Origin of the sequence: Thalassospira xiamenensis M-5 = DSM 17429 (genome assembly GCF_000300235.2) — a bacterium.
GTDB lineage: Bacteria > Pseudomonadota > Alphaproteobacteria > Rhodospirillales > Thalassospiraceae > Thalassospira > Thalassospira xiamenensis.
Genome location: NZ_CP004389.1, coordinates 139,414 through 162,307, shown reverse-complemented (window position 1 = coordinate 162,307; position 22,894 = coordinate 139,414). Strand labels below are relative to the sequence as shown.

The following is a 22,894-nucleotide window of genomic DNA, read 5'->3' as shown; positions in this document are numbered from 1 at the left end:
TAAAGCCTCAATGAGTGTTCCGTCAGAAATATTGCGCCTGAAAGCATTGGGTATTTCGCATCGTCAAGCTGCGCGCCATATCGGCGTGACCGAAACCCATATGTCGAGAATGCTTCATCGATCGGGCGGCGCGGAGCCGTCTGTGGCCTTACGTTCCTACTTGCTGACAATGGAATTTCTTGATCAAGCGATCCGTGTTCAGTTATTGAAGGCTCTTGATCAAGCTCTTTCCGGCCAATCAATTCAGGCAATTTCACCCGTCAATCCGCCCGTTAGATTTAACAGGCGGTCCGGACGGGGGCGCCCAACCGTTGCTGAAACGAATGAAGAGGCTTGGGCTCTCGCCGAAAAACTGTGGCACGACCCGCTTGGTGGAACAGTGAACGAGATTGCGTATGCGACAGGAATTTCACGAGCGACACTCAACCGGCGCCTTGGCTCAATTAAACGCGCAAGAAATACGTCTCAAAAATAAATATCAATCTCATCGTCTATTATTTTGTGCCGAGCCAGAATAATGAAAAATCTGGTTACATAATTTGACGTTAATCTTGTGGGAAGGATACACAATCACGAACGGGCCAAATGATGAAAACTGTCTTCCCATACGATGCGCGCGGGGATTTTGTTTATTCCGCCAAAGAGCTGCTTCAAACGACGTCTCCGATGATGGTAACGTCCCAATATCCGCTATATGGCAACATGTCCTTCACGATGCCAGCCATCAGAACATCGTTCAGTTTTGTTGTAGGACATATTCATCAGCACGGTGAAAATTCCTTGGCCACAAAAAGTGAAACTGTTCAGATTTTCCATGTTGCCGATCAGTTTGAGATGAATGCGTTGGATGATGATTGCTCCATTTATTCAGATGCCCTGTCGGAGGGCAGTGTTGATCCAATGCATCTTCAGTGGACAGGGTTGCCTTCAGCTTTGCCAGCTGCTGCACAGATCGTTACGGTCGCAACCGACGATTACGTTGGTGCCGATCTGAGCGACACCATGACGCCCTACAATTGGTTCGGTTTAGCGCTGGTCGCATTCGAACGGCAAGTTGATGGATACATCGCCGAACAAGATGAGCTGTGCGATGACATTTCCCTTAACGAGTATCCTGCCTTTGGCGGTCGGAATGGTTTCCTCGCTACGGAACCAATTCAGTCGGCCCTGGAAGAATTTTCAATGCATGAAGAGTTCTGCGTCTGCGGTTCCATTGAAGAAATCGTCGTCAAAGATCGCCTGTCTGGGGTGGATCATCTGACGGTTAAATTCAACGACGGGTGCTTTAGCATCTCGGGCACGGACGCCTGGCCATGGTCACAGAAATACACAAATTGTGCGATCGGGCACGCAGACAGCATCGAGGCCGCTTACGACGATCTTCATACTTTCCTTCCGAGGCTCCTGCATGCGGTTGCGTGTGACCATGAAGCGTCCAAAGCCATCCGTCAGGAGACATACAGGGATTATGTTCTGTGTGGGTTGCCTGACATGATCAAAGCTGTTCAAGCTAAGAATATCGAAGCTGATGACATGCGCTTGCGTGTAGATGAATTGCGTCGCGGGGTACAGTTTGTGATGGAAGATTGCCCATACGCGGCGTTATCGAGATTACCGGTGCACGTTCAGAAAAAGTTGCCGGCTCTCTATGAGGCTCGACCGCAAACCATGCTGGAAAAGCTGTCCGTTCTTGCAGCCCATCTATCGGATATTCCCGACCAGATCAGCTCGGTTGTCACCGCAAGAAAACGGTCTCATTATTCCCCTCCATCTCCGGCAGAAAACGACCAGCCGACGCTTTAAGCTGGCGACGTTTCTAATTTAATAGGGGGCCAGATAAACTCTGGGCCCCCTATTCTATTTTTCGCACGGCTGACAGGTATTTGCTTTCCATCGCCCTTCGCCAAGCGGGGTGAACGGCCCTCTCTGTAAGGTTTGTCGCACCTTGGCTTTCCAGTGCTTGTTCGATCCCGTTTTGGGGTGTCCCCGTACCAGTTCATAAAGCTTAGCGACACTAACGGTCCCGCCCTCTCCCTGAGTGAACTGGTCAATGATCTCGCGCCAGCTCTGGTGTGCTGGGTTCCAGGCGATGGCAAATATCCGGGGAACACGCAAGGGCACAAATTGGCCCTCCAAACCACTGTCTATCAGCATGTCAGCATCATACTGGCCATAGGCTGCCAAAACTGATGGTGCTCCCGCATTGCGTGGCGCCCGGTCCCCATTTACGTGGTGAAAGTGAAGCCTTCCTTTAAGAAACAGAATCGCCGTGGCTTCATCCCATACCCATTTGGAGAAGCCCTTTGTTTCTGTTCTCGCAAACAGCAGCGCTGTTCCAGTTCCGTGCTTCGCCAATCGTTCCATCCATAGCCACAGCGCGTTTCCATAAGGCGCATTCAGAAACACGCGTCTGAACCACGGCATCCGCAGCCCGTCGTCAAGGACTGTATAATGGGTCTTTGCTGTGTTCCAGGGGCGTTTAATCGGGGCACATGGATCGAGATCGAACTCACCCAAGGCATGAAGCAGCGCTGGCGGCGTGAGCCATTCATCCTTGTTCGCTCGTGCTGACTGATGGCCCCCCATCCCTTTTGATCGCTTGCTCATTGATTGTTTCTTCTACCTGTCATGTTTACCGGTTCAACGATCCAAATACAGAAAGGGCCCAGACAAATTAGACGATAATCGCTATGCTTTGCGTGTCTGAAACGCCAGGTCGACGGTGATGTCAGATCGCCAAACATCCCAAGAGTGATTAACTTGGCTCCGGTCGGCGATACGTTTCCCGCTTTTGGTTGCGTTCGACCGGTCGCGTGGGGGCTGGCTATTCTGTGACGTTCGTAAAGATATCTGGTGCGGATTGGTTGACCGGGTGAACCTGCAACCTCTACCGTCTTTGTGATGCCCCTCATCCCCGTGTCGGTCAGCAGGAAGTGATCAGCAAATGGCTCCGGTTCAAATAATGCCAAAGGGGTATCTTCGGTCAGTCCGCTATGACCTGTTCCAAGGTGGAACCCGATCCAGGCGTCCACCTCCTCTCGCGAGGCATCTGTTGGCAGCTCGACTTCATACTCAACACGGATAAGTCTGCCTGCGCTGAATTCCCGGTTCATGATTACGCGCTCGGGGTATCTGGCCATTCGACATAAACCGTTGATGCAACAACTGGCCAGTCAAAGACATTTGCACCCTTGCGAGCCGATCCGGAGACCATAACGGCTTCGGGTTCGTCACTTGCTTCAACATCGAGGTCGATGATCCGGACGAGCTTGCCGATATAATCTGGATTGGAACTTTCGACTGCCTGCACTACACCGCCAGACACAATGATACTGATGCTATTCATATCGATACCTTTCCTAATGTTTGGCAGGGGTTATTCGCTGACGAACAGTGTGTCATTGCCCTGTAGAGAGTCGAGATAGACAGACGGTGTATTCACCGTAAAAAGGTCGGAGCAATGCTTGGGGACGGCTTCGAAGGCAATTTTGTCCTTGAATACCCGGACGATCGGCACATCAATTGCCTGACATGTTGAACGAGCCGCAGAAATGATAGCCGCCTTGTCTGAAAGCGCCTCAAAATCTTCATCAAGATCGATGCTCCAGTGTCCCCCGCGGAATGGCTTTTCAATGTTTCTGACCTGCAGGCGGGCAACTTCTTTTGACAATTCCTGAAATTCTTTGATGTCATCAGGATGCAGATCAACCACAAAACTCTGTGGTACATCGTTTGCGAAATCATTGACGCAAATTGCCGAAAGCACGAGTACAGTCATAGTGTTATCTCACGTTATGGAACATGAAAATATAACACTATGTTATATTATGTATGTCAAGACACAATCGGCAAAAGTATGTTCCGATGATGCCAGAGACCTCATGTGAATAGAGCGTGCTGATACGTTGAGGGGCGAATTTTCGGATGAAAGTCTAGGCTGTGCCGACGTCGTCATTGCCTTCAGTGTCGCTCATGCTCTTCACCAGATCAAAGAACCTTTTCCGCTGATTGCCGTTCAATTTGTAATATGCCCGTACCAATTCGAGTGTTTCTCGTTTTGCCATGACATCAAGTTCAGCCTCACGCCCCAGATCGACTTTTCGTCTGGCTTCGCTGGTTGATTCTGCTACGGATTCCGGCAAGTCATCAAAAAAGTAGGAAACTGGCACATCAAGCGCTTGGGCTAGATCGTAAAGCCGCGATGCCCCGATTCTGTTGCCTCCGCGCTCATATTTCTGCAATTGCTGGAAGGTTAACCCAACTGATTTGGCGACTGCATTCTGGGTGAGTCCCAATAGAGTGCGCCTCATACGCAATCGTTTCCCGACATGAATATCGACGGCGTGCGGGACTCCGTTTGGCCCTCTCGAACGGTTTTTACCACGCATACTGGGTTTCACCGTGATTTTCTTGTCTGTCATGAAACCGGTCCTTCTCTCGATTCAATCTATTATATTTTGTATCGCAATATGATCTATCTATAATGGTCTGATTTGTGTGCGGATCAATAGCGTTTATGTGATGAATGAATAATTCTGTGTTCTGTCATTCTGATAATACTATTTACGTCAATCGAAAATTAAATGGCCAACATCAACAACCTTTTAGGTCGATGATCGCCTTGACATCTGCGATGATGCGACTTGAGAAATCATGTGTGCTGTACGATTTTTTGCATAATGTTCATGAAGCATTCGCTTCGAAGTTTATCGATGATGCCAGGTAACATTCCCCATCGTATTATCTGATTGATGTAGAATGAACCGATGGCTAATAAGCCGTCATTGGATTGCCTCCTGTTGCAAGAAAGCAGTTCCGAATTGAGTGGCGTGTTGCTGTGACTTATAGCTTCGCGTCACCCTGTCATTCGGTTATGCACTCCATTGTGAGAAAAAAGGCCGCTCATCTGAAGCGGCCCTAGTTGGTGCGGTTTGTCGCTGATATCAGATTTCGGGTGATGTCGGTTCGCTATCGTTTTCCAAATTCAGGCTGTTCGGTTTGACGTTGGCAGCAAATTCGGATGGCATGAACCCGGTTGTGATCGTCCCATAAAGTGATGCCTCACCTTCGGCGACCTGGGCGGCATAGACAGGGTCTTCAGCAATGCGTTCGAAGTATTTCGTCGCAGCTGCCTCGAATGCCCGGTAGTCGTCGATTTTATCATTGCTTTCAAGCATTGCCCGGCTCACGAAGGTATTGACATATTTGTCAGCAGTAGCCCTGACCACGGCGTCAAGTTCCGGATGATCCGTGCTCAGCTGAGTGAGTTTTGCATATGACGCTTCAAAGCTCTCGGTCCCCCGATTTGCACGGGTCGTGAAGTCAACTTCCGGTCGTTCGTGAATATTGATCATATGGTGAGCGACCGTTTCGTAAGAGCTTGCGAACTTGGGGATATCTGAAAGTTCTGCCAAATAGTCGCGATAACCTTTTTCATCGAAGCTATCTTCATTGAAGAAGTGCGCCTCGATCTTTGCCTGAATGTCTTCCATCGCAGTGTCATAGTTGTACTGCGTGACCTGATCGATACCGACAGTTCGCGAGGCCATCGCTTCAAAAGTCTGCTCTGCCCGATCAAATGATGCGCGGATATTGTCAAAGGTAATGTGTTCCGGTGCTGTGGTCACGTTCCGATAGCCGCTGTAATGGTTCAATGCAGCGTGCGTGGCGATCGCATCTGCGTTGTTGCGACGGATATCTTCCGGATTGTTTGCAAATTCAAGCTGCCATACCGCGCTTTCCCAGTTAATGGTATAGCCGAGATTATGGCTCCAGTCTGCTGCTGTTAAATCGGCAACAGTCGCAAGGTCTTTCAGATCGGCCTGACTGGTCCCCGGTCGTTTTTCGGCAGCCTCGTAGAGCATGTTATTGGCGCAATGGCCTACTGCCAGCGAAACCAGATATCCCGCCCCGACCATGTTGGGGTAATCATGGTTGTCAAAGTTGAAGATAGCTGAAGAAGGGAACACGACGCACGCGTTCCTGTCGCCTTTTGTGCTGAATGGAACAACTTCGGCCATGTGCTGGCGGAGATTGGTTGCATCGCTGAAGCCTTCGCGCATGGCTTCTTCAAATGACCGATTTTCGCGAAAGCCCTCTTTTACCATCGCGTTGACGAACGGCTCGCTGTCTTTGCCCAGGCGATCGGTGATGTGAGCGATATTATCGTCCATCGAGTTGGCAAAATTGTAGATGGTTATCTTGCCGGCCATCTCTGGAAATTGCTGATCAATTGCCTGTTCAAGATCAAGCATCATTTTACTGATGCTGGCTTCATCTGCTGGAGCTGATGCCCTAACGCCTTCTTCCCCGATGGAAAGCGAATTGGCGTGAACCTGGCCCGGCGCAAGAGTGCCCGCCGCAATTGCTGCTGCACACGAAAGCATGATTGCCCGCTTTCCCGGGTTGTCCGGCAACAGCACGCGCGCCCCATCTTTGAATTTTTCGATGATCTGATCTACCGTGATTTTCATGGTCTTCCCCTGGGGTTTTGTTGCTTTGCGGCTGAAACAATTTCACCGACCAAGTATCTCACCTTTTTTTGTTACCTGATTTTTCTTGGTTCAATGACAAGCTTTGACGCAAGCTCGCTCCTACCAATTGGATACGGCGAATATAATTCAAATATTTTTTGGGATTCTCGGGAAACCGTCGCATATTGATCTGCGAGCAAATAAATTTCGGTTGTTACTAAAAAATATAACGGAAACAGAGGCGGGCATTACCAGATGAGAAGATACAGAACGACAACCGACCTGATGGTTGACATCCTATTGATTGCATTTCTTGCTGGCGGGCTCTTTTGCTTGAGCGATTTAATATGGAGCAGCATCACTCAGTCTTTTGCTGACCTGAGAACGACTCTCTCTGAAGCGATCCAATTTGGAAATCAGAAAGCAAACCTACTTGAACTGGGGATGGAGCAAGAAACTGCGGGCCGCACGTGGTTGTATTGGCTCTCCGTTGTCTATGCCATCATTGCGCTTTTCGGAACGATGTATCACTTGTCTCCGATCGGACGGTGGCCGTCCATAGGCGAGTTTATGTTCACTTGCGTTGCGTGGACATTTTTCGCTGGAATTGCGTTAGTTTCGGCTATGCGTTCAAGCCGAGAGGTGACTGTCCGATATACCATCACGCCAGTTTATGACGCTGATCTTCGGGGTTTGCTCATCTTTGCTGGTCTCCTGCTCGGGCCAATATTTGGATGAGATTGCGTGAAGGGCCTCATAGGTAACAGAATGCCAGAAGGTAACGAGCTCGGAGGCCCTTCCCTGTTCTCTCAATGTTAATACGAACACGATGATAACTCAGTGGCTAATCTATTAATCTGTGGATGGGTCTTCCGATGTCTGCGGGCGACCGCGGTCATTGCGATTGATTGAGAAAGTCCGGTTACAAATTCCTCGGGTATTTTGGATATATCAAAACCATTATCGGAATATATCCATGCCATTCACGATTTCAGAAACACAAAACACTTCTAACCATTTTGTTTACCACGTCGCACCTGCAAATCAGCTTCCCGCGATAATGGGAAATGGACTGTTTCGTCCACGCGGTGACGAAATAGCTCCAGGTGTTCTCCTTTACGATGATCTGGACGCTGTAGCTGCTGCCGCGGCATGTAATTTTGACAACATGTTCGGTGATGATGAAAAGCTTGCACTTCTGGCCGTCCCCATAGAGCAGGTTCGCAACCGTGTCGATGCCGATGACGGCAAGTTTTATTGCGACTTTGTTTCGGTTTTCCAGACAAGCGTTGTGTCGACAGATTTCCGCTCACTGGATATTGATGACATCAAGCAACGGATCAGCTTGCCAGCGGGTGAAAGATCGTCCGAAGCGAGTGCTTTTCCAAACGATGAGATATCGGTTCCGGTCGAAGCCTTGCTTGATCATGTTGTTGATCCGTCTGGACCCCTCACATACGAGCAGTGGGTTGAACGTTACGCCCCTCTGTTCGACGCGCAGAACGCTGCCCCGGTGCAGTCAAAGCGCTTCCACGGCTACAGTGCCCTGTTCGCTGGTGAAGGTCGCCAGGAAGGTTTGGAAATTGATCATCACCATCTTTGGACTTTGCTTGAAGTCAATGGCATGTTGTATGTGGCCAATGGCTTGCATTTTGTGAATCGGGTGGATCATTTTATCTGCCGGAACAAATGGGCTGAAGGCGCTCAAATCGAATTCGAGTATGACGAAGAGCTCAATGATCGAGAGCTGCCCTTTGATCTGGATCTCAGTGGCGACGGTGAGAACACCCGCATATCGTATCAGTATCGCGACGCAGACAACTGGAAGACTGTCGTCGAAGAGGTTGTGTCAGGTCAAATCACCCGTGACCAGGTCCACGACATGGCAGATAAACTGACTGATTATTGCATTTTTGATCCGGCTCTCGTGGGTTTATGTCGAGGTTGCCCGGACGAGAACGGTCCTGATTGGAACGATGATGTGGATCACGTTTTTCATGAACTGCTCTCTATCGAGAGGACTTATGCTGACGTCACAGCGGGAAGTGCTGCTGATCTCGTGAATAGCTGGTCGTTGGTGAATGAAGGATGGACCGACATTCGCGAGCCCGATCCGCAACAGGTTGATATTGTGGGCGGGCCCTCAATTTGAATTGAGGCTGTCATGGGTTGAAAAAAGCCGGACCTGAAAATTGGGCCGGCTTTTTCGTTAAACAGTGCCTTGATAGCAGAGCGTTTCGTCTGAAGCCAATGGTGGAAGTCCGTGTTCATCGATCCACATGCTCACGGCACTTTCGGCTTCCTGCCATGCTTGTGCATGTGCCTTGTTATGCGGACATTCTTCCAGTCGGGCTTGGTTGGCAAGATAGCATGCCTCTGGGCGATATCCCGATTTCTCGATGTTATCGGTGGCAACTTTTGAAATTGCGCCAACCTCTTCATCGCTTCTTTCTGTGTTAAACAGCCAGATATTGCCATTTTCGACGTACTCAGGAACTGTACTGTTACCCATACTATAAGGTAATAAGGTACTTTCTTCGATGGTGGAATATTCAGTCGGCGATACTTGTTTGCTTTCTAAGGGCTCAGTTTTGGCCTTATGAAGCTGAATGCCAAGTGACGAGACGGCATACTCGACATAAGGAGACCAGCTCCATACCCTGCTTGAGTTGGCAAACATCAAATCAACCTTCCTCACAGACAGATTTGCGCGGAGCGTTAACTCGTCGATGTTTTCCTGAGTGATTGCGCGCTGAACCACCTCTTCGCTCAAGGCGACCAAGACTGAATATTCCTGCAGGCCAGCGATGGTGTCCAAAAGAGCAGAACTGGCAATGTCGATTAGTTCGATCTCTTTATGTCTGTCAATAATGCCTGCTTTTTGTTCAGCGCGTGACATTTCGGGGAGGCCAATTGTGATGCCAAGGCGAAGCGCATTCTTTGCAGAAGAATACTGCATCATCACTTGTCTAATTCTGGCTTCCGCACCTTGCACCTTTAGAAATTCCGATGCTCGATGCCGCCTGGTGTGAGTGACCTCTTCTTCCATGTTTTCTTGAGACATGATGACCGGGCGCAGTGACATCATCAGGGCGTCTGCATATAGAGACGATTTGCGATTCACGTTCTGCTCCACATAGAGGTGATACATCATCCTCATAAAGCGTGCTGTTTGCGCGGCTGGCTTTGTTTTCCCGTTGATCCACTGACAGACGGCAGAATCTGAAATGCTGAGCAGCATCGCCAGATTTGTGATCATGCCGTCAATCTGGCCATGATTTAAGGCGATGGCGATCGCTTTGATCTCCTCCACTTCCATCGGTGAAGGTTTCTTCTTCGGATTGATAAAGCTCTTGGTTGTCATGTCGCTGTACCCATCAGTTCAGATCAGGCAGGGGGTTGCTTGTCCAGTGTGATTGGGATGCGATAGGCTTCGTTGACGGCGCCAGTATTGTCGACCTGGCACACGTCTAGCCATTGGTCGCTTGCGGCGGCTGCGAGCAGAATGCCTGCGGCGTCTCGATCAAGATTGTCGACAACGTCGGTTGCAATTGCTCCGTCGAGCTTAATGGTAAGGTAGCCGGTTGGCGTAATCGTTGCGTGAACTGGCTCCGATGTGATTTCGATGGAGAGAAGTACCGGGCCCGTTTTGGTTTCGATGACAGATGATTCCATTTTTCCTGCCTATTGGAGATTCAGTGACACGAAGGGATTGACATTTCCCTGTGTGATGAAGATCAGCCGATTGCGATCAATTTCTTCTTGGGATACCGGGTCTGCCCGGTGCCACTCAATGAGTGTTCTTCTGGTGTCTGCAGGAATTTGAAGCGCATACCGATCTTCCATGTAGAACCAGATGCGTGCAACATCACCCTTGCGATAATCTGGTGGTTCAAAACCATTCGGGCTGTCTTTTGCCTGACATTGCCCAAAATGGACCGTCGAAGCCGCTCCGTCGTCGAGATCCATATACAGATCATTGCTTCGCAGCGCATTTACCTGCCCAATGGCTGGAACCAGGTTATGCAGATCGTAGATCATGGCGCGCGCTTCGGGGCTTTCCCGTTCACACTTGTCTCTACCCCCTTCCCTCCAGCATGGAAGTTTATTGGCGGGAAGTAGCGATGCCGGAACAACGTGTTCCCATTCAATGCGCGATGCTCTGCTTGAATAACTTTTGGGGGCTTCGTATCCGCACTCGGATAGTTCGGGCCGGCCTGATCCGTCGTTATCTTTGTCACTGGACCATAAGCAGTCACAATAGAAGGTGCGCCCACCATTAAAATATATGGTGTCGTCAGCCATATTTTTTGTTGATTGCCAAGTGGCGCTTGCTGGATTGTGGCGCTGGCCGCCTTCGGCTTGCGCGCTACCAAATGTAAAGCTGAAAAGAACAGCTAACGTGATCAGACCGAGATGTTTTGTCATGTAATTTATCCGAAACGCAGGAGCGAGCCTAAGTTACTTCGGATTATACAAAATTCATATCTGATTACAAAATACAAAATACAAAAAAATAGATAGCTGCCGGACAAGAACGTATCATCCGGTCCGGCAAGCTGACGTGTCAGTAATAATATGTTTCCCCCTGTTTTTTTCCGTCAATGAATACATCGATATAATTCAATGACTTTGTGCAGTGGGCGGGAGTTCTCTCTCCGTCCCGGTTGGTGCGGCATCGCGTTCCTTTGCGATATTCTTCCGGAATCGTCTTGTGTTCAACGCATCTTTCGCCATCGGATCCCCAAGATTTCCAGCGAACACAGACCTGATGTTCGGGAATATATGCAACGGGTCCATAATCAGCGCTTCCACTACCCCCTCCGGGTACGTCTTTGCTGGAGAAGCATTCATTCCAGTCGGGGATTGGAGATTTGTCCCTCTTTATGCGTGACATCATCGCTGCATGCGGGGGTTCGCAGCCGTTTGGAAATCCACCTGGCGCGCATAGCCATATGGCGCATTCGTTTTCTGAAGCTGCCACTGCTTCGTTGGCTTGTGACAGCAGTATGATCAGTGAGAACGTTACGCTTAAAGCCAAAGCATTTCGAATGCCGCGGCGAGATACCTCAATATTTCTGAACATTGTTTCTGCCTTGAAATGTGTGACCGTATTGCGGGCCTCTATTCCATATGTTAGGTCAGAATACAAAAAGTGTGGTGTCAAAAATTTTGTATATCAATCAGGCGAAAAGTCTTTCTGGCAGATCGACGCTGATACCGCTTCTCAGTGGTCGGGCATCCACAATCAAATCCGGATCATAAATGGTGAGCAAAGGAATCACTTCGTTGGCAACCGGGTCATAGGCCGAATAACCCAGAGCGCCGATGCAGGAAAACAGATCGTCAGCCATTAGAACATCCAGAAGATCGGGACGCCAGGTAATGAATGATCCCCACTGAAAAGTAGGCTCAGTTGGCGCCCCAGCTTCTTTCAGTATTTCAGTCCATCTTCGGGAAATATGGTCGAGAAGTGGACCGCGCGCCCAATTGAGGTGCAAAACCTGAAATGTCGGGTCTTCCAGGTCTTCTATGTCAATCCGGTTCGTTTTAGCTTTTGAATGTTCCGGAAATGGGTTGTTCAAGAGCCTCACGTCAACGGGAATGCATTTGCATCCACGGTCCTTGTAACCGTCGATGATGACTTTCGTCATGAAGGGCTTCCTGCTGATATTAGTGAGGCCGGTCAACCCCGTCGGTGGAAGCTTGAGTTTCCCAGGGGTGATCACGTCGTCTATAGACTGTTTCCGAGAAATGGATGTGCTGGTCAAATCGACCGGAATGTAAAATTGGACAGCGGTATAATTCAGTCCCATTGCATGCATTATAGTGCGCCTCTCAATTTCCCGCAGCAGCCCCATTAATCGCGAAGCTTCGGCAAAATACCCCGAAGTCCCGAAAAATCAAAACCCGTAAAACTTATTATTCGGTTTAGGCGTGATTTTTCATAGGTAACGATATTTTTTTACAGCCCAATCTATGGGCGTTTTGCCAGCGAAAGTCCCTGCGGTTGAAAAAATCATTAAAATACAAGGCTAAAGGGGTTGCCTTGCTTCCCCGATATGGACGATACAGCAATATCGCCCACGCCGAAGAATTGCCTGCGAGTTAACGTATCTCGATTGTCTGGAAAAGGTGTAGTAAGCTCTTAAAAGTAATTGTTTCCATTGGATTGTAATGTGTTATCGCGATTTTCGTATTGCGACACATCATGGCATCCGCTGGACAAATGTATCGATTGTATTTCAAGCGTTATTTCAGTTGTCAGCTAAGGTAAGTATTGTATGGGCAATGATCCGGTCGAAGACCCCATAAAAATCGATCCCGAAAGACGCCCTGTTATTGGCGAAGACCTGTATCAGGTTCGTTTGGAGCTGGGGGCAAGTTCGCGAGATATGCAATGGTTGCTGGCTATGGTGCCGACCAAATGGGCGAAGTCTTTGCGTGATCCCGGCCCGGTGTCCAACCTGACTACCGCACTCATCGTGCGATGGATGCAGCAGAATCAGCATCTGGTGCCAATCCACGATATAATTTCACCAGTTGAATTTTTCGAAGTCAGTGAAACATTGCTATCCGTTGGTGGCTTTTCACTCTCAGAAGAACAGTTTTGTTTTGCGCTCGGCCGCAGTGCCAGTGCTCTTTCACGTTGGAGGGTGACGGGAGATGAGCCGACTGCTGAGGCAAGCAACCTGATCTATTACCTCATCAAAGAGATTGAATTTGAGTCTGGTTCAAATTGGGCAAGCATATCCGATGTTTCTTACATGCTCAGGGCTGAATTGAACCGTTCAAATGAAACATTAGACGATAGTAATAAGGAAGAGTATAAGGTTGATCTGGCAGTTTCTACTATTCTATCGGAAGGCGGGCGCCATAGCTTAGTTGCCGTGTTCGTTAACTTCTGGAGAAACTGGCTCAAAATTGTTGAGCGTGAACAGGCGCTTCGCAAAAAGTACAGGGCGAGCGAAGCATCAAAAGCGCTTTAGCTGGCTTCAGACGGATCTAAGCTGTGGCGGGATAGCGCCGCGAGCCAATGGTACATAAGAGGGGACCGGTCGAGGAGTGATATGGGCGCGAACATCACAGCGTTTCAAATCCATTTTTGCCCGATCTGATAAAGAAAATTCCTGATGCGGAGACATTTATGTCATCCAACGATGTTCTGGTTAGGCTTATTGGGCAAGAACGGGCCGCAGTAGAAAAAGTCAAACAATTGATGCTCGCTATGGGTCTTGAAGTGAGCGTTGATTGGGACGTTGATCAGCGTGGCGCCATTGGCACTTTTGACGCTACCTTGCGTATCCTAGATGTGCAGGTCGAAGGTAACAAGGAGGATCCCGAAAGCGGCGGGCACTCTTCCAGTGGCAATGACGGCAGTGGACAGGGTGGTGTCGGTGGCTCTGGTCGCTCTGGTTGTCAAAAGATGGTTTCTCCGCCGCGGAGGGCTCCCTCTTTGCGCCTGGTTCATGATCGTGGAGCCAAAGGGTTTGATCGTGTCAGGTTGAACATTCGTCGCCGCGCGCTCGTGGATGCCCTGGCTCGCACTCTTGAAGGTGATGTTCGCCATGACCCGTCCAAATCTGCGCGCGATTGCTCCTGTCCCGTTTGTGCCTTGTTGAGCGCAGATGAGCACTATGGAGACAGGCACGCCGAAGTGTTCGAGCGAATTTTTGACGCAATTGAATGTCGTCGAGGCCAAAAATCAGAGGATCTGTCAAAAATTTATCCGTCAGCCGAAATTGATAAAGCACTTGCATCCATAGATTTCGATCCGGTCGACGGACATTAATTGCCGGTTTGAATATCTGCAGCTGGATTATAAAGGCCAGGAAGAAGCTCAGTCTTAAACGCATACTTCTTTCTAATGCCAATGATCCTGTTTTTTTCATTCAGGATCATGCCAATTGCATATATTTCCCCACCGTTTCGGATGTCCGGCAAAAGATTGAAGGCTTCTGACGGAATTGGAATCTCGATCGCAAAATATCGTTCTGTTTCCAAATCCCCGCCGACCAGGTTATCGGCTTCAAGGCAGAGCGCGAGGCCATGCCGCGTGACTTCGAGATATGCATGAGTCCAGTGAGCACCCATAAGGCCAATTAGATCACGCTTCTGGGCTGCAAGGAAGAGCTTCCCATGGCTCTGGCCTACTGCAAATCGTCGCGAAAAAAGCAAAGAACCTGAATAGACTGCAATCTCCCGCCTACGTCCGCCTCTCGCAGGTTTGCTCATATTAACCGGCGTAATACGACGTGCGACAATCTCTTCTGCCAGCCATCGGGTGAAGTGATTTTTGTAAACCTCGTTACGGAGTTTGGTGCTACGATCCATTTTGTACGGTTTCTGGTTACATTTTTTGATGTTGGTTACATAAATCACCCAGAATGGTGAAGCAGAGGACATTCTGTAATCTACATCGGAAACCAGAATCCTGTGTTGCAAAATATTCCAATGAGGTTGAAATGGACAATGTAATGGCTGAGGGTAGTTCGCGATTTTCTGATGGAGAAGTTACGATCTCCACACTCCGGCCGGTGCTTGTGTCCATCGCAGAGGAGGCAGTAGATCGGGCAAAAAGCCAAGAATCAGCTTCGGTTAACCGGGATGCTTCCAAATCTGTTCATGTTTCCGGCGAGCAGCTGTGGGACGAGGAAAAATATTATCGTCTCATGGTGCTGGAAATGGCGTCTCGATGGTCGCTGGCGACAGGGTATAATGCTTGCCCCATGATTTTTATTGATCGAACCCGTTTCGATATTCATGCCTTCAAGGTTCCCGAGCCCCTGTTAATGCTTCTTGCTGATCAGGTGGCAGAAGGGCTTGCGGAGCCCGATGGCATCAACATTGCCCCATTGCAAGCGCGCTGGAACCCCGAGATTAGCGCCGCAATGCGCGTTTCCAGGCAAGTTGCGGCAGACATTGAAACCGATCCTTCCTTGCTGACTGGGCCTATGACCTGGACATCAAGTGAAAATGAAAAATCGTCGCCGCAATTTGATGGTGACTCACTTGTTTTTGATCATGATGATCATGGCGCTTTCGTTTAAATCCTTTATAGCCGAATATGATATTGGCAAAGCCTGGGCTTATAATGAGCGCAGGCTTTTTTTTTGTGTTTTTATCGTTCTTTTCTCAACATTTGATTATGTGGCTTTGGTAGTCTGTATTTTGTAATCCACAATACATAATCGGATGATGCTGATGGAAGATACCTTGCCCGCCAGTCCGTTCGCACAAAATGATAGCGAAGTCGCCCATTCGAAAAAGTTCAGAAGCGGCGATTTGGATAATGTTCTGGCAAAGATCGAACTTGTCGCAAGCGTGGTGCCCGTCTTTGTAAGTGCGGCAAATGCGGCAAAAGGATCGACTGGTGTTTTCGTCCATCGCCTGCAAAGCCTCTTGGGTTCTTGTACGTCTTTAGGTGACGAGATCCTCACGGCATGTGGTGGGGATGAAACCGCGATCGAGCATGCAGATCTCCGCCGCCTTGCGTTGGAGACAGCTGCTGGATTGTTGGCATCTGCCGAGCGAAGAGGATTGCAGAACCTTCAGGAACAGGGGCTGATTGCCCCCTTGGTTGAGGCCGTAACTGATCTCGATGGTGGATATTCGCTAGACGCACCAGCGCTTCCTCACCTCGCGCCTGATTTCCTTTGGAAAATAAGAATTGTTCAGGCATTTGGGGACGTTCTGGCAAAAGCCATTGCCTTTCCTCTTGTTCGGTGCCGGGCACAGGTCATTCGAGACATCCTTGTTGCGGGTCAAGATATAGCAATCTCAACGGGTTTTGCTCTCGTTAGGGACGCGGACCCGCGTGATCTTGGTGGAGCAGGTAAAGGGGCAACCCAGGAAGAGGCTCGTGCAGCTGAAGAAGCGGCATTGGCATTATTGCCCATTGTCGGTCAGGTGCTCTATCGGCAATACACAATTGCGGCATCCGAGTTTAAGTTGACTGACGATGACGAACTCGACGGCTTTCTTAACACGCTGCTTACGCGATCTTCCCATGACGTGGGGACACTTGTTTCACTGGTCAGGGTCCACGGCTAATGTCAGCTCTCTCTGTGATTGCGGCCTGTGTTATGGCGGCCTCGGCAAATTATCAGCTTCCACCCGCAATAATCTGGAGCCTGCTGTCTGTTGAAGGTGGCAAGGTTGGAACGGTTTCGCGAAACAGCAACGGGACATCTGATCTGGGCCCGATGCAGATCAACACCATTCATGTTCCTCTTATTGCCAGCAGGTCGGGTGTTCCTCAGAAAATTGTACGCGATAGTTTGGTAAATGATCCCTGTTACAATATTTCTATTGGCGCATGGCATTTGCGTGGAAAAATTTCCGAGGTAGACGGGGATTTTTGGACTGGCGTGGGGCGGTATCACTCGAAAACGCCGAGGGTCCAGCAGGTTTATATGCGGAAATTGCTGGCCCGGATTGAGGATTTGTACGGGATTGGCGCCCTCTCTGGCGCACCGCTACCCGATGTACCGGTTCAAATTGGCTTAGTGCCGGCCGTTACCCGGGATGACATCCCTCCCCGCTTGCCCGATGAAGATGCAAGTGTTGAGCAAGATGAAACTTGGGGGAACATGCAATCCGTCAAAGTTGCCTCGACTTATACAAAATCGCCCTCAAAGAACAATGTGTCATCAGAGGACGTTGACCCCATCGCTGATGTAGCAACTTCGGAGATTTCCGAAAAGAAAACTGATGACGTACCCGTCATTTCGCAAAGTGGTGGGGGGATGATTTACGTCAGAATTGCCGATTACAGCGTCTTAGACAAGGACACTTCGCGCACTCTAGATCACGAGCAGTCCTCCAAGGAGAACAAGTAATGTCGAGCCAGAACAATCAGGTTGATGGCGGTCAGGATCTCATGCTTGGCGTCGGTTTCGGTGGGGCTGCGCTCTCGGTCGCTGGATGGGCTGTTTGGTATTTCTACGGAGATTCGATCGCGTATTATGTGATGTATCTTCGTTATTATCAGGCACTTGCCTTCACCAACGTATCGGCAAGTGCGCGTGCTGCCGTGGCCTATATAACGACAACTCCCGCTGATCAGGTTAGCCCAGTAGCACTGATCGAACTGAGCACAGCAGCCTTGCGATACTGGAGCTTCGTTGTAGCTGGTGGATTTGCATTGGTTTACTGGCGACTGCGATCAAACAGCTCGGCCTGGATTGTTAAAAAATTCCGTCGGTTCGGCACCGGGAACAATCTTGAGGATCTGATTTCTGTTCAGTCGCGCGAATGGAAAACGATCCTGCCCATCACTGTTGACAACCCGGCCGATGAAAGCGACGAAGAAGTGCAGCGACTTTACGCTCAGGCGCTGCACCCGGAAGAATGGCTGGAGCAGAACGGCGTTGCCTTGTCATACAACGGTATCGACATGGGAATGACCTTGTTCATCATTTCGGCACCTGATCAGACAGGCAAGCCGCTCTTCACCCTTGACCATCTCGCTGTCGCGTGGGGAGACGGTCGCATTCCAATTGACGAAAAAGGCCATGCCGATCCCTCCTCCGTCCGTAAATTTATCGATCAGTACCGTCCAAAATTGCTACCGGAGTTACGCGCGACGCCTCGTGCTATCCGTCACAGGGGTAAAGATTTTCTGATTGATGACAATCATCTGGTTGGCTGCGTTTGTTTGCTTGTGCCGGTCTTGTCAGCATTAACCCGTCAATTTCAAGCGACATGGAACGGATTTGGGGTTCTGCCGCCGCATACAAAAGTACTAGCAGCTGCGATGCTCTATCGCGGTGCCGTCGAGCGCGTCATGTGTCATAACATGCTTCTAGAGATAGCCGAAATCTGGACTGCGGTCCGGATCAAGCACAAGGGCAAAGGGACATGGAAACTTGAGCATTTCCATGAAGCGTTGCTTCAGGCCACGCCCTTGATGGAAATGAGCCGGCACGCGTTTAATCTTGCAAATGGTGCATCTCCAGCATCTTATATTGCAAGTATTCCTGATCAACAGGTGCAGTATATGACACGGGATAAAGCCGTGCCGCCTGCCATGTATTTGCTTCGGGTTTTCAGTCCCAAACTTTTCACTGATTTCCAGGCATATCGGGACGGAATTTTTCCGCGCGCTAAGGATATGGCCGCTCGTCGGAAACGTTTGACTGGTCTGGTGGATCGTCTGCGTGAAGGTCGTCGGATCTGTGACGGCCACTCTTTTCAGGAAACTGCTCTGGTTTCCTTATATGATTGGTCCAAAAAGAAGGGGTCAATCATGGCCACGGCTGAATTTGTCTGGCTGAGGGCCGCAGATCGGCCTCTTTGGTATGTCCTGAACAGTAATGGTCGACCAAAGCCGTTCATTGAAGCGGCAGGAATTCACGCGCATTGGATTGCTGAAACAGACACTGAAGCTCCGTTACAGATCCCGCAAGTTGCCCAGGCTCTTCGCGGAACCGTCGAATATTTCTATGACAAGTGGGCTGATGCCAAGGGTATGTGAGCTCCCTCATTAAAATCTACTCTGCGATAGCGATTTTTCGCTGCCGTCTCGAATAAACTTTTGGCCTGTGCTGGATATTTCAAATGAGCGACCAAATTCAAGGACCAACAAAGCAACAAGAGCTTCGCTTTAGTTCTTTGAACCGGGACATCCGGAGCAGCTATCAGAAGTTCGGTGATTGGTGGCGCGAGCCGCGCAATATTGACGGGGTCGCGATATTTCTACTATTGGCGGTTCTTGTTTTTCCAGCAGCCAGTGAGCTCATTCTTTTGTTGTGCGCCCTACTCTGCCTGCGTGTGCGAAAATTGCGTGGGACCTTACCGGTTCGGCTGCCGTCAACGGCGAATATCACAGACTATAACGATCCAAAGCCTGGCGCCGAAGGAGAGTATTACAAAGCTCGCGGTATTCTATATATGGGCCGTGATCGTGTTTCAGGAGATGAAGTTTGGCTGAGCAACGATGATGCCCGGCGCCATGGCCTGATGATCGGCACGACCGGATCAGGCAAGACCGAATTTCTCCTTGGGTTAAGCGCGAATGGACTTTGCTGGTCATCGGGTTTCATTTTCATGGATGGGAAGGCGGATGTTAAATTGTGGGGTAGTATCCGCAGTCTTGCACGGCGTTTTGGCCGCGATGATGACCTCATGATCCTGAACTTCATGCAGGGTGGCAAAGAAACAGGTGGGAACAGTCATACGGTGAACCCGTTTGCTACCACCACAACATCCATGATCAACAATATGCTGGAAAGTTTGATGCCGCCTGGGGGTGGTTCAAATGATATGTGGCAGCAGCGAGCCCAGGCATTTTCTTCGGCCGTGAACCGGCTGATGGTCGATCTTCGCAATCAGAAGCACTTATTGTTCAACGCTTTCACTCTCGCTGAGATGATGCCTCTGAAATCTATGGTTTCCGCCTTTTATGGCAGGCGGATCGAGATGGGTGTTGCAGGCTCCCCAAACCATGCCTTGATTCAGAACTATCGCTTGTCGTCAAAAACGCGCGAGGAATTGCAACGCTATTTGAACTCTCTGGCCGGGTTCAGCTGGTCAAAAGCGGCGGCGGGTGAGGAGCAGGAGGGAAAGGCACTTGAGCAACATGGTTTTCTGTTCATGCAGTTCACCAAGATCCTCAGTAGCCTTGCGACCAACTACGACTACATTTTCCAGAAACCGGTTGGCGACATCGATCTCAGCGACATCGTGATCAACCGACGCATCCTTGTTGTGCTTTTGCCCTCGCTTGAGAAGTCTCCAGATGAAACTGCCAACCTTGGCAAAATCAACGTCGCTCTACTTAAAGGGATGATGGCAACGTCTCTTGGTGACCAGATTGAGGGCTTTACTCAGGAAATCATCGACAACCGCCCAACGACAAGCATGAGCCCAATCATCAATATTTTCGATGAAGTTGGCTATTATTTTGTGCGAGGCAAAGCCGTCATGGCCGCGCAGGCGCGTAGCTTGGGCTTCTCTTTGTGGTTTGGTGCCCAGGACGATCAAGCGATGCGCAGTGGCGGTAACGGCATTGAGCAGGAAGTTAATGCCGTTATTGCAAACACCAACACCAAGGCATTTGGCAAAGTAGAGGACCCGCAGAACACATATGATCTGGCCAAGAAGTCTGGCGGTAGAACATATGTGGGACGTGTCGCAGGTTACTCGCAGCGCGCTGGAGCTCTGAGCGTGTCGAATGTGGACCGTGGTGACGTGTCTATCGAGGAAGTCGATCGTATCTCTTTTGATGACTTGAAAGGGCAGCGCGAGGGTCAGTTCCATCTTGTCTATGGTGATGCAATTGCGCGCGCATCAGTTATCTATGTGCCTCTCGTTAGCCTGAAGATGCAACGCAGGTCTCGGTTTATCACCGTGCGACCGCCAGAACATGCACTGCGCAACATTCAGAAGTCAGCGATATCTGAGGCGATTGCTGCGCGGATTTCTCGCCCTGATTGGTCTATTGCCGGGCGCCTCAGTGCTCTACATCATGCTGGTTCACGCGTAACGCCTATCCTGCAATCCAGCGGGCTTGATCACGTTTCGAACATCTGGGCACGCTCCGATGGCTATAAAAACCCGTGTGAACGGGCGGCAGCCACCCTGTTTGCTTTGGTCTTTGAGGATCGTGTGGATTGGCGGGCCAACAGGCATCACTTTACCGAAGATCTGGATGGCGAAACGGTCTCCCGGCCGAATCTCCTGATCGGAAGTGAGGGGAAAGAGGATCCTGTCGATACTTCAGGCAAACAAGGGGCCCCTGTCAGCAAGCCTGTGGGCGATATCGACGATATTTATGTCTCTCCACCGGAAGAGGTCGAGGTTATCGAAGCCCCGACCGATGCAACTGGAACCTCGGTTCAAGCTGGTACGGTGCCGCAACAGGGCGCAGATTCGTCCCAGGGTGGAGCGCAAGGATCGCCTGTGTCATTCCAGCCCCCGGCTCTTGATAGTATTACTGGGAACCAGACTGCCGGCCGAAGAAACCGGTCAGGATCGGATGATGATGAAACGCTTCTTCGCGTGGCATCTGCTATTCGTGGTGGGGCATCTGCTTCCAAAGCGTCAGAACCCACACGCAAAAACGTAATGCGTGATGCTGTTAAGCAAAATTTCGCCAAAACCTTCATGGGCATGGCAATTGCCAAGGCGGCAAAGAAAGAGGACGAGAGCGGGAAAGGTACTGCTAATGGCGCAAATTCCGGAGGAACAGCAAATATTGAGGCTGCCCTGGATGAGAGTGTCGCGAGTTCTGATAATTTCATCAAGTCAGAAGGAGCAACACCGGATGCCCATTTGTATTCCCCTGCTTCGCAGAGTGAGCGATCGCGTTCCGTACCGATAAATTCCGGTATCTCGCGTCGAAAGGGCTTCAATCGTGTTAGGGAAGATGAAGACAGCGGCGTTGTGGCTTTTGATGCGGTTGATTTCAATGACGAAGCCCGACAGTCAGCACTTGAAGATCGTCAGATCAGTGATGGCTATGCTGACGATGAGAACGAGAGCAACAATTTAATCCGCACTGGCAACCTTATTCATTCGCGCCTTCGGTCACATCTGTCCATAAGTGAGACGGCATACGGGCTGGAGGCAATGCGGGTGTCTCTTACAGCGGGCGGGGAGCGGGCCTTCCTGCGTGTTTCATCAACAGAGCGTATGAGTGCACATAGCCTGCGCAATGTCATTGCTGATGGTATCGAAGCTTATCTGTCGGACAAGATTGATCCGAAATCGGAAGTTGCCGAGGGCTTTTTCAACACCTTCAAAACTTGGAAGTCGGTTGGGGGAGAAGGTTTCACTGCGGAAGAATCTCAAGCTCTCGTGGATGTGATAACTGATCCGTCTGAAATTGAAGGAGGAATAGAGGACTTTATTCCGACCGGTTCAGATAATCCGCTGGCTGGCGCTTATCGCAAGGCATCTATTTCATTGTGGAACACACCCGAAACGATCCGTCGGGTCACTGACGACTTGCGAAACATTGGGATTGCCTCTGGCCGGAATACGGAAGAAGCCGGCCAGCAGATGGCCGAGATCGTGGCAGTCGCCGTTTCAAAGTCCGTTCCCCCATCGGACAAAGCCCGGTTGATGCCGTCAGGTCAGGCGGCACGGGATGCCGTGCGGGCGCGGATAGGCGCGTTGGTGTCGAAAACTGGCACAGGCTCGTCCGGATCAGGCGAAGACGGAGAAACTGGCCAGGGAGCGGGTCAGGCAGGTGAGATCGTTTCCGGCAATTTCCAGCATATGTTCGCAGATAGTGTCTCAAATACATCAGTCGATGATGCGGGTTCTGTCGATGCCTTGGGCATGATGAACAAATACAAAGCCAAGAAAGGCGCTGCAGATAAGGGTGGTTCGTCAGAAGGAGACACTGACTTGTCCCCAGGCTTTTCAGATGATGCGTGGGTGTAAGCATCCATGATCATAAACACGGTGCAAAA

At 50.1% G+C, this 22,894-nt stretch carries 22 protein-coding genes; 10 read left to right on the top strand and 12 right to left on the bottom strand.

The features are described 5' to 3' along the window. Window positions 1-10: 10 nt before the first annotated feature. Both TH3_RS22965 and TH3_RS22010 read left to right on the top strand, forming a co-directional pair. Entirely contained in the window at window positions 11-475 is a 465-nt protein-coding gene (locus TH3_RS22965) for a helix-turn-helix transcriptional regulator (RefSeq protein ID WP_139328232.1), read from the top strand. A 110-nt stretch (window positions 476-585) separates the two neighbouring features. Next, complete coding sequence (locus tag TH3_RS22010) at window positions 586-1,803, top strand: hypothetical protein (protein ID WP_007091040.1); 1,218 nt, start codon at window positions 586-588, stop codon at window positions 1,801-1,803. A gap of 54 nt (window positions 1,804-1,857) precedes the next feature. On the opposite strand, the gene TH3_RS22005 is transcribed toward TH3_RS22010, so the two are convergent. The 6 genes from TH3_RS22005 to TH3_RS21980 form a co-directional block, all read right to left on the bottom strand. Then, a complete protein-coding gene (locus TH3_RS22005; RefSeq protein ID WP_007091039.1) occupies window positions 1,858-2,607 on the bottom strand; it encodes a DNA N-6-adenine-methyltransferase in 750 nt (249 codons plus the stop codon). Next, window positions 2,604-3,113, bottom strand: coding sequence for a hypothetical protein (locus tag TH3_RS22000; protein ID WP_040109989.1), 510 nt, complete (start codon window positions 3,111-3,113; stop codon window positions 2,604-2,606). The genes TH3_RS22005 and TH3_RS22000 overlap by 4 nt, the downstream gene beginning before the upstream one ends. 2 nt (window positions 3,114-3,115) lie before the next feature. Further along, on the bottom strand, window positions 3,116-3,346 hold the full coding sequence (locus TH3_RS21995) for a hypothetical protein (protein ID WP_007091037.1): 231 nt from the start codon (window positions 3,344-3,346) through the stop codon (window positions 3,116-3,118). Between the two features lie 30 nt (window positions 3,347-3,376). Continuing rightward, a complete protein-coding gene (locus TH3_RS21990) occupies window positions 3,377-3,778 on the bottom strand; it encodes a hypothetical protein (RefSeq protein WP_007091036.1) in 402 nt (133 codons plus the stop codon). A gap of 154 nt (window positions 3,779-3,932) precedes the next feature. Continuing rightward, window positions 3,933-4,421 carry a helix-turn-helix domain-containing protein gene (locus TH3_RS21985; RefSeq protein WP_007091035.1) on the bottom strand — a complete coding sequence of 163 codons (489 nt, stop codon included), beginning with the start codon at window positions 4,419-4,421 and terminating at the stop codon, window positions 3,933-3,935. Between the two features lie 522 nt (window positions 4,422-4,943). Further along, window positions 4,944-6,473, bottom strand: coding sequence for a hypothetical protein (locus tag TH3_RS21980; protein WP_007091034.1), 1,530 nt, complete (start codon window positions 6,471-6,473; stop codon window positions 4,944-4,946). Between the two features lie 976 nt (window positions 6,474-7,449). Here TH3_RS21980 and TH3_RS22555 point away from each other — a divergent pair. Further along, window positions 7,450-8,625 (top strand): hypothetical protein, encoded by a 1,176-nt coding sequence (locus TH3_RS22555; protein ID WP_007091032.1) that lies wholly within the window; start codon window positions 7,450-7,452, stop codon window positions 8,623-8,625. A gap of 57 nt (window positions 8,626-8,682) precedes the next feature. On the opposite strand, the gene TH3_RS21965 is transcribed toward TH3_RS22555, so the two are convergent. The 5 genes from TH3_RS21965 to TH3_RS21945 form a co-directional block, all read right to left on the bottom strand. Next, window positions 8,683-9,837: a hypothetical protein gene (locus tag TH3_RS21965; protein WP_040109987.1), complete on the bottom strand. Its 1,155-nt coding sequence runs from the start codon at window positions 9,835-9,837 to the stop codon at window positions 8,683-8,685. Between the two features lie 23 nt (window positions 9,838-9,860). Then, a complete protein-coding gene (locus TH3_RS21960) occupies window positions 9,861-10,148 on the bottom strand; it encodes a hypothetical protein (protein WP_007091030.1) in 288 nt (95 codons plus the stop codon). A 9-nt stretch (window positions 10,149-10,157) separates the two neighbouring features. After that, complete coding sequence (locus tag TH3_RS21955; RefSeq protein ID WP_052268448.1) at window positions 10,158-10,901, bottom strand: endonuclease I family protein; 744 nt, start codon at window positions 10,899-10,901, stop codon at window positions 10,158-10,160. 139 nt (window positions 10,902-11,040) lie between these two features. Then, window positions 11,041-11,559 (bottom strand): conjugal transfer protein TraL, encoded by a 519-nt coding sequence (locus TH3_RS22960; RefSeq protein WP_139328231.1) that lies wholly within the window; start codon window positions 11,557-11,559, stop codon window positions 11,041-11,043. A 97-nt stretch (window positions 11,560-11,656) separates the two neighbouring features. Continuing rightward, complete coding sequence (locus tag TH3_RS21945; protein ID WP_139328230.1) at window positions 11,657-12,127, bottom strand: hypothetical protein; 471 nt, start codon at window positions 12,125-12,127, stop codon at window positions 11,657-11,659. Between the two features lie 630 nt (window positions 12,128-12,757). Here TH3_RS21945 and TH3_RS21940 point away from each other — a divergent pair. Continuing rightward, window positions 12,758-13,462, top strand: coding sequence for a hypothetical protein (locus TH3_RS21940; RefSeq protein ID WP_007091026.1), 705 nt, complete (start codon window positions 12,758-12,760; stop codon window positions 13,460-13,462). Between the two features lie 158 nt (window positions 13,463-13,620). Next, window positions 13,621-14,265: a hypothetical protein gene (locus tag TH3_RS21935; protein WP_007091025.1), complete on the top strand. Its 645-nt coding sequence runs from the start codon at window positions 13,621-13,623 to the stop codon at window positions 14,263-14,265. Here TH3_RS21935 and TH3_RS21930 read toward each other — a convergent pair. Continuing rightward, the gene (locus TH3_RS21930) at window positions 14,262-14,879 is read right to left on the bottom strand and encodes a hypothetical protein (protein WP_040109980.1); all 618 of its coding nucleotides are present in this window, start codon (window positions 14,877-14,879) and stop codon (window positions 14,262-14,264) included. The genes TH3_RS21935 and TH3_RS21930 overlap by 4 nt on opposite strands. A 71-nt stretch (window positions 14,880-14,950) precedes the next feature. Here TH3_RS21930 and TH3_RS21925 point away from each other — a divergent pair, with 71 nt between their 5' ends. The 5 genes from TH3_RS21925 to TH3_RS21905 all read left to right on the top strand — a co-directional run bounded on the left by TH3_RS21925 (window position 14,951) and on the right by TH3_RS21905 (window position 22,865). After that, window positions 14,951-15,523, top strand: a complete 573-nt coding sequence (locus TH3_RS21925) for a hypothetical protein (RefSeq protein WP_139328229.1) — start codon at window positions 14,951-14,953, stop codon at window positions 15,521-15,523. Window positions 15,524-15,677: 154 nt separating this feature from the next. After that, on the top strand, window positions 15,678-16,526 hold the full coding sequence (locus TH3_RS21920) for a hypothetical protein (protein WP_007091022.1): 849 nt from the start codon (window positions 15,678-15,680) through the stop codon (window positions 16,524-16,526). Next, window positions 16,526-17,314 (top strand): lytic transglycosylase domain-containing protein, encoded by a 789-nt coding sequence (locus tag TH3_RS22550; protein WP_007091021.1) that lies wholly within the window; start codon window positions 16,526-16,528, stop codon window positions 17,312-17,314. Before TH3_RS21920 ends, TH3_RS22550 begins: the two co-directional genes overlap by 1 nt. Continuing rightward, on the top strand, window positions 17,314-18,951 hold the full coding sequence (locus TH3_RS21910) for a secretion/conjugation apparatus DotM-related subunit (RefSeq protein ID WP_007091020.1): 1,638 nt from the start codon (window positions 17,314-17,316) through the stop codon (window positions 18,949-18,951). Before TH3_RS22550 ends, TH3_RS21910 begins: the two co-directional genes overlap by 1 nt. A gap of 83 nt (window positions 18,952-19,034) precedes the next feature. Further along, window positions 19,035-22,865 (top strand): type IV secretion system DNA-binding domain-containing protein, encoded by a 3,831-nt coding sequence (locus TH3_RS21905; RefSeq protein ID WP_139328228.1) that lies wholly within the window; start codon window positions 19,035-19,037, stop codon window positions 22,863-22,865. Window positions 22,866-22,894 lie beyond the last annotated feature (29 nt).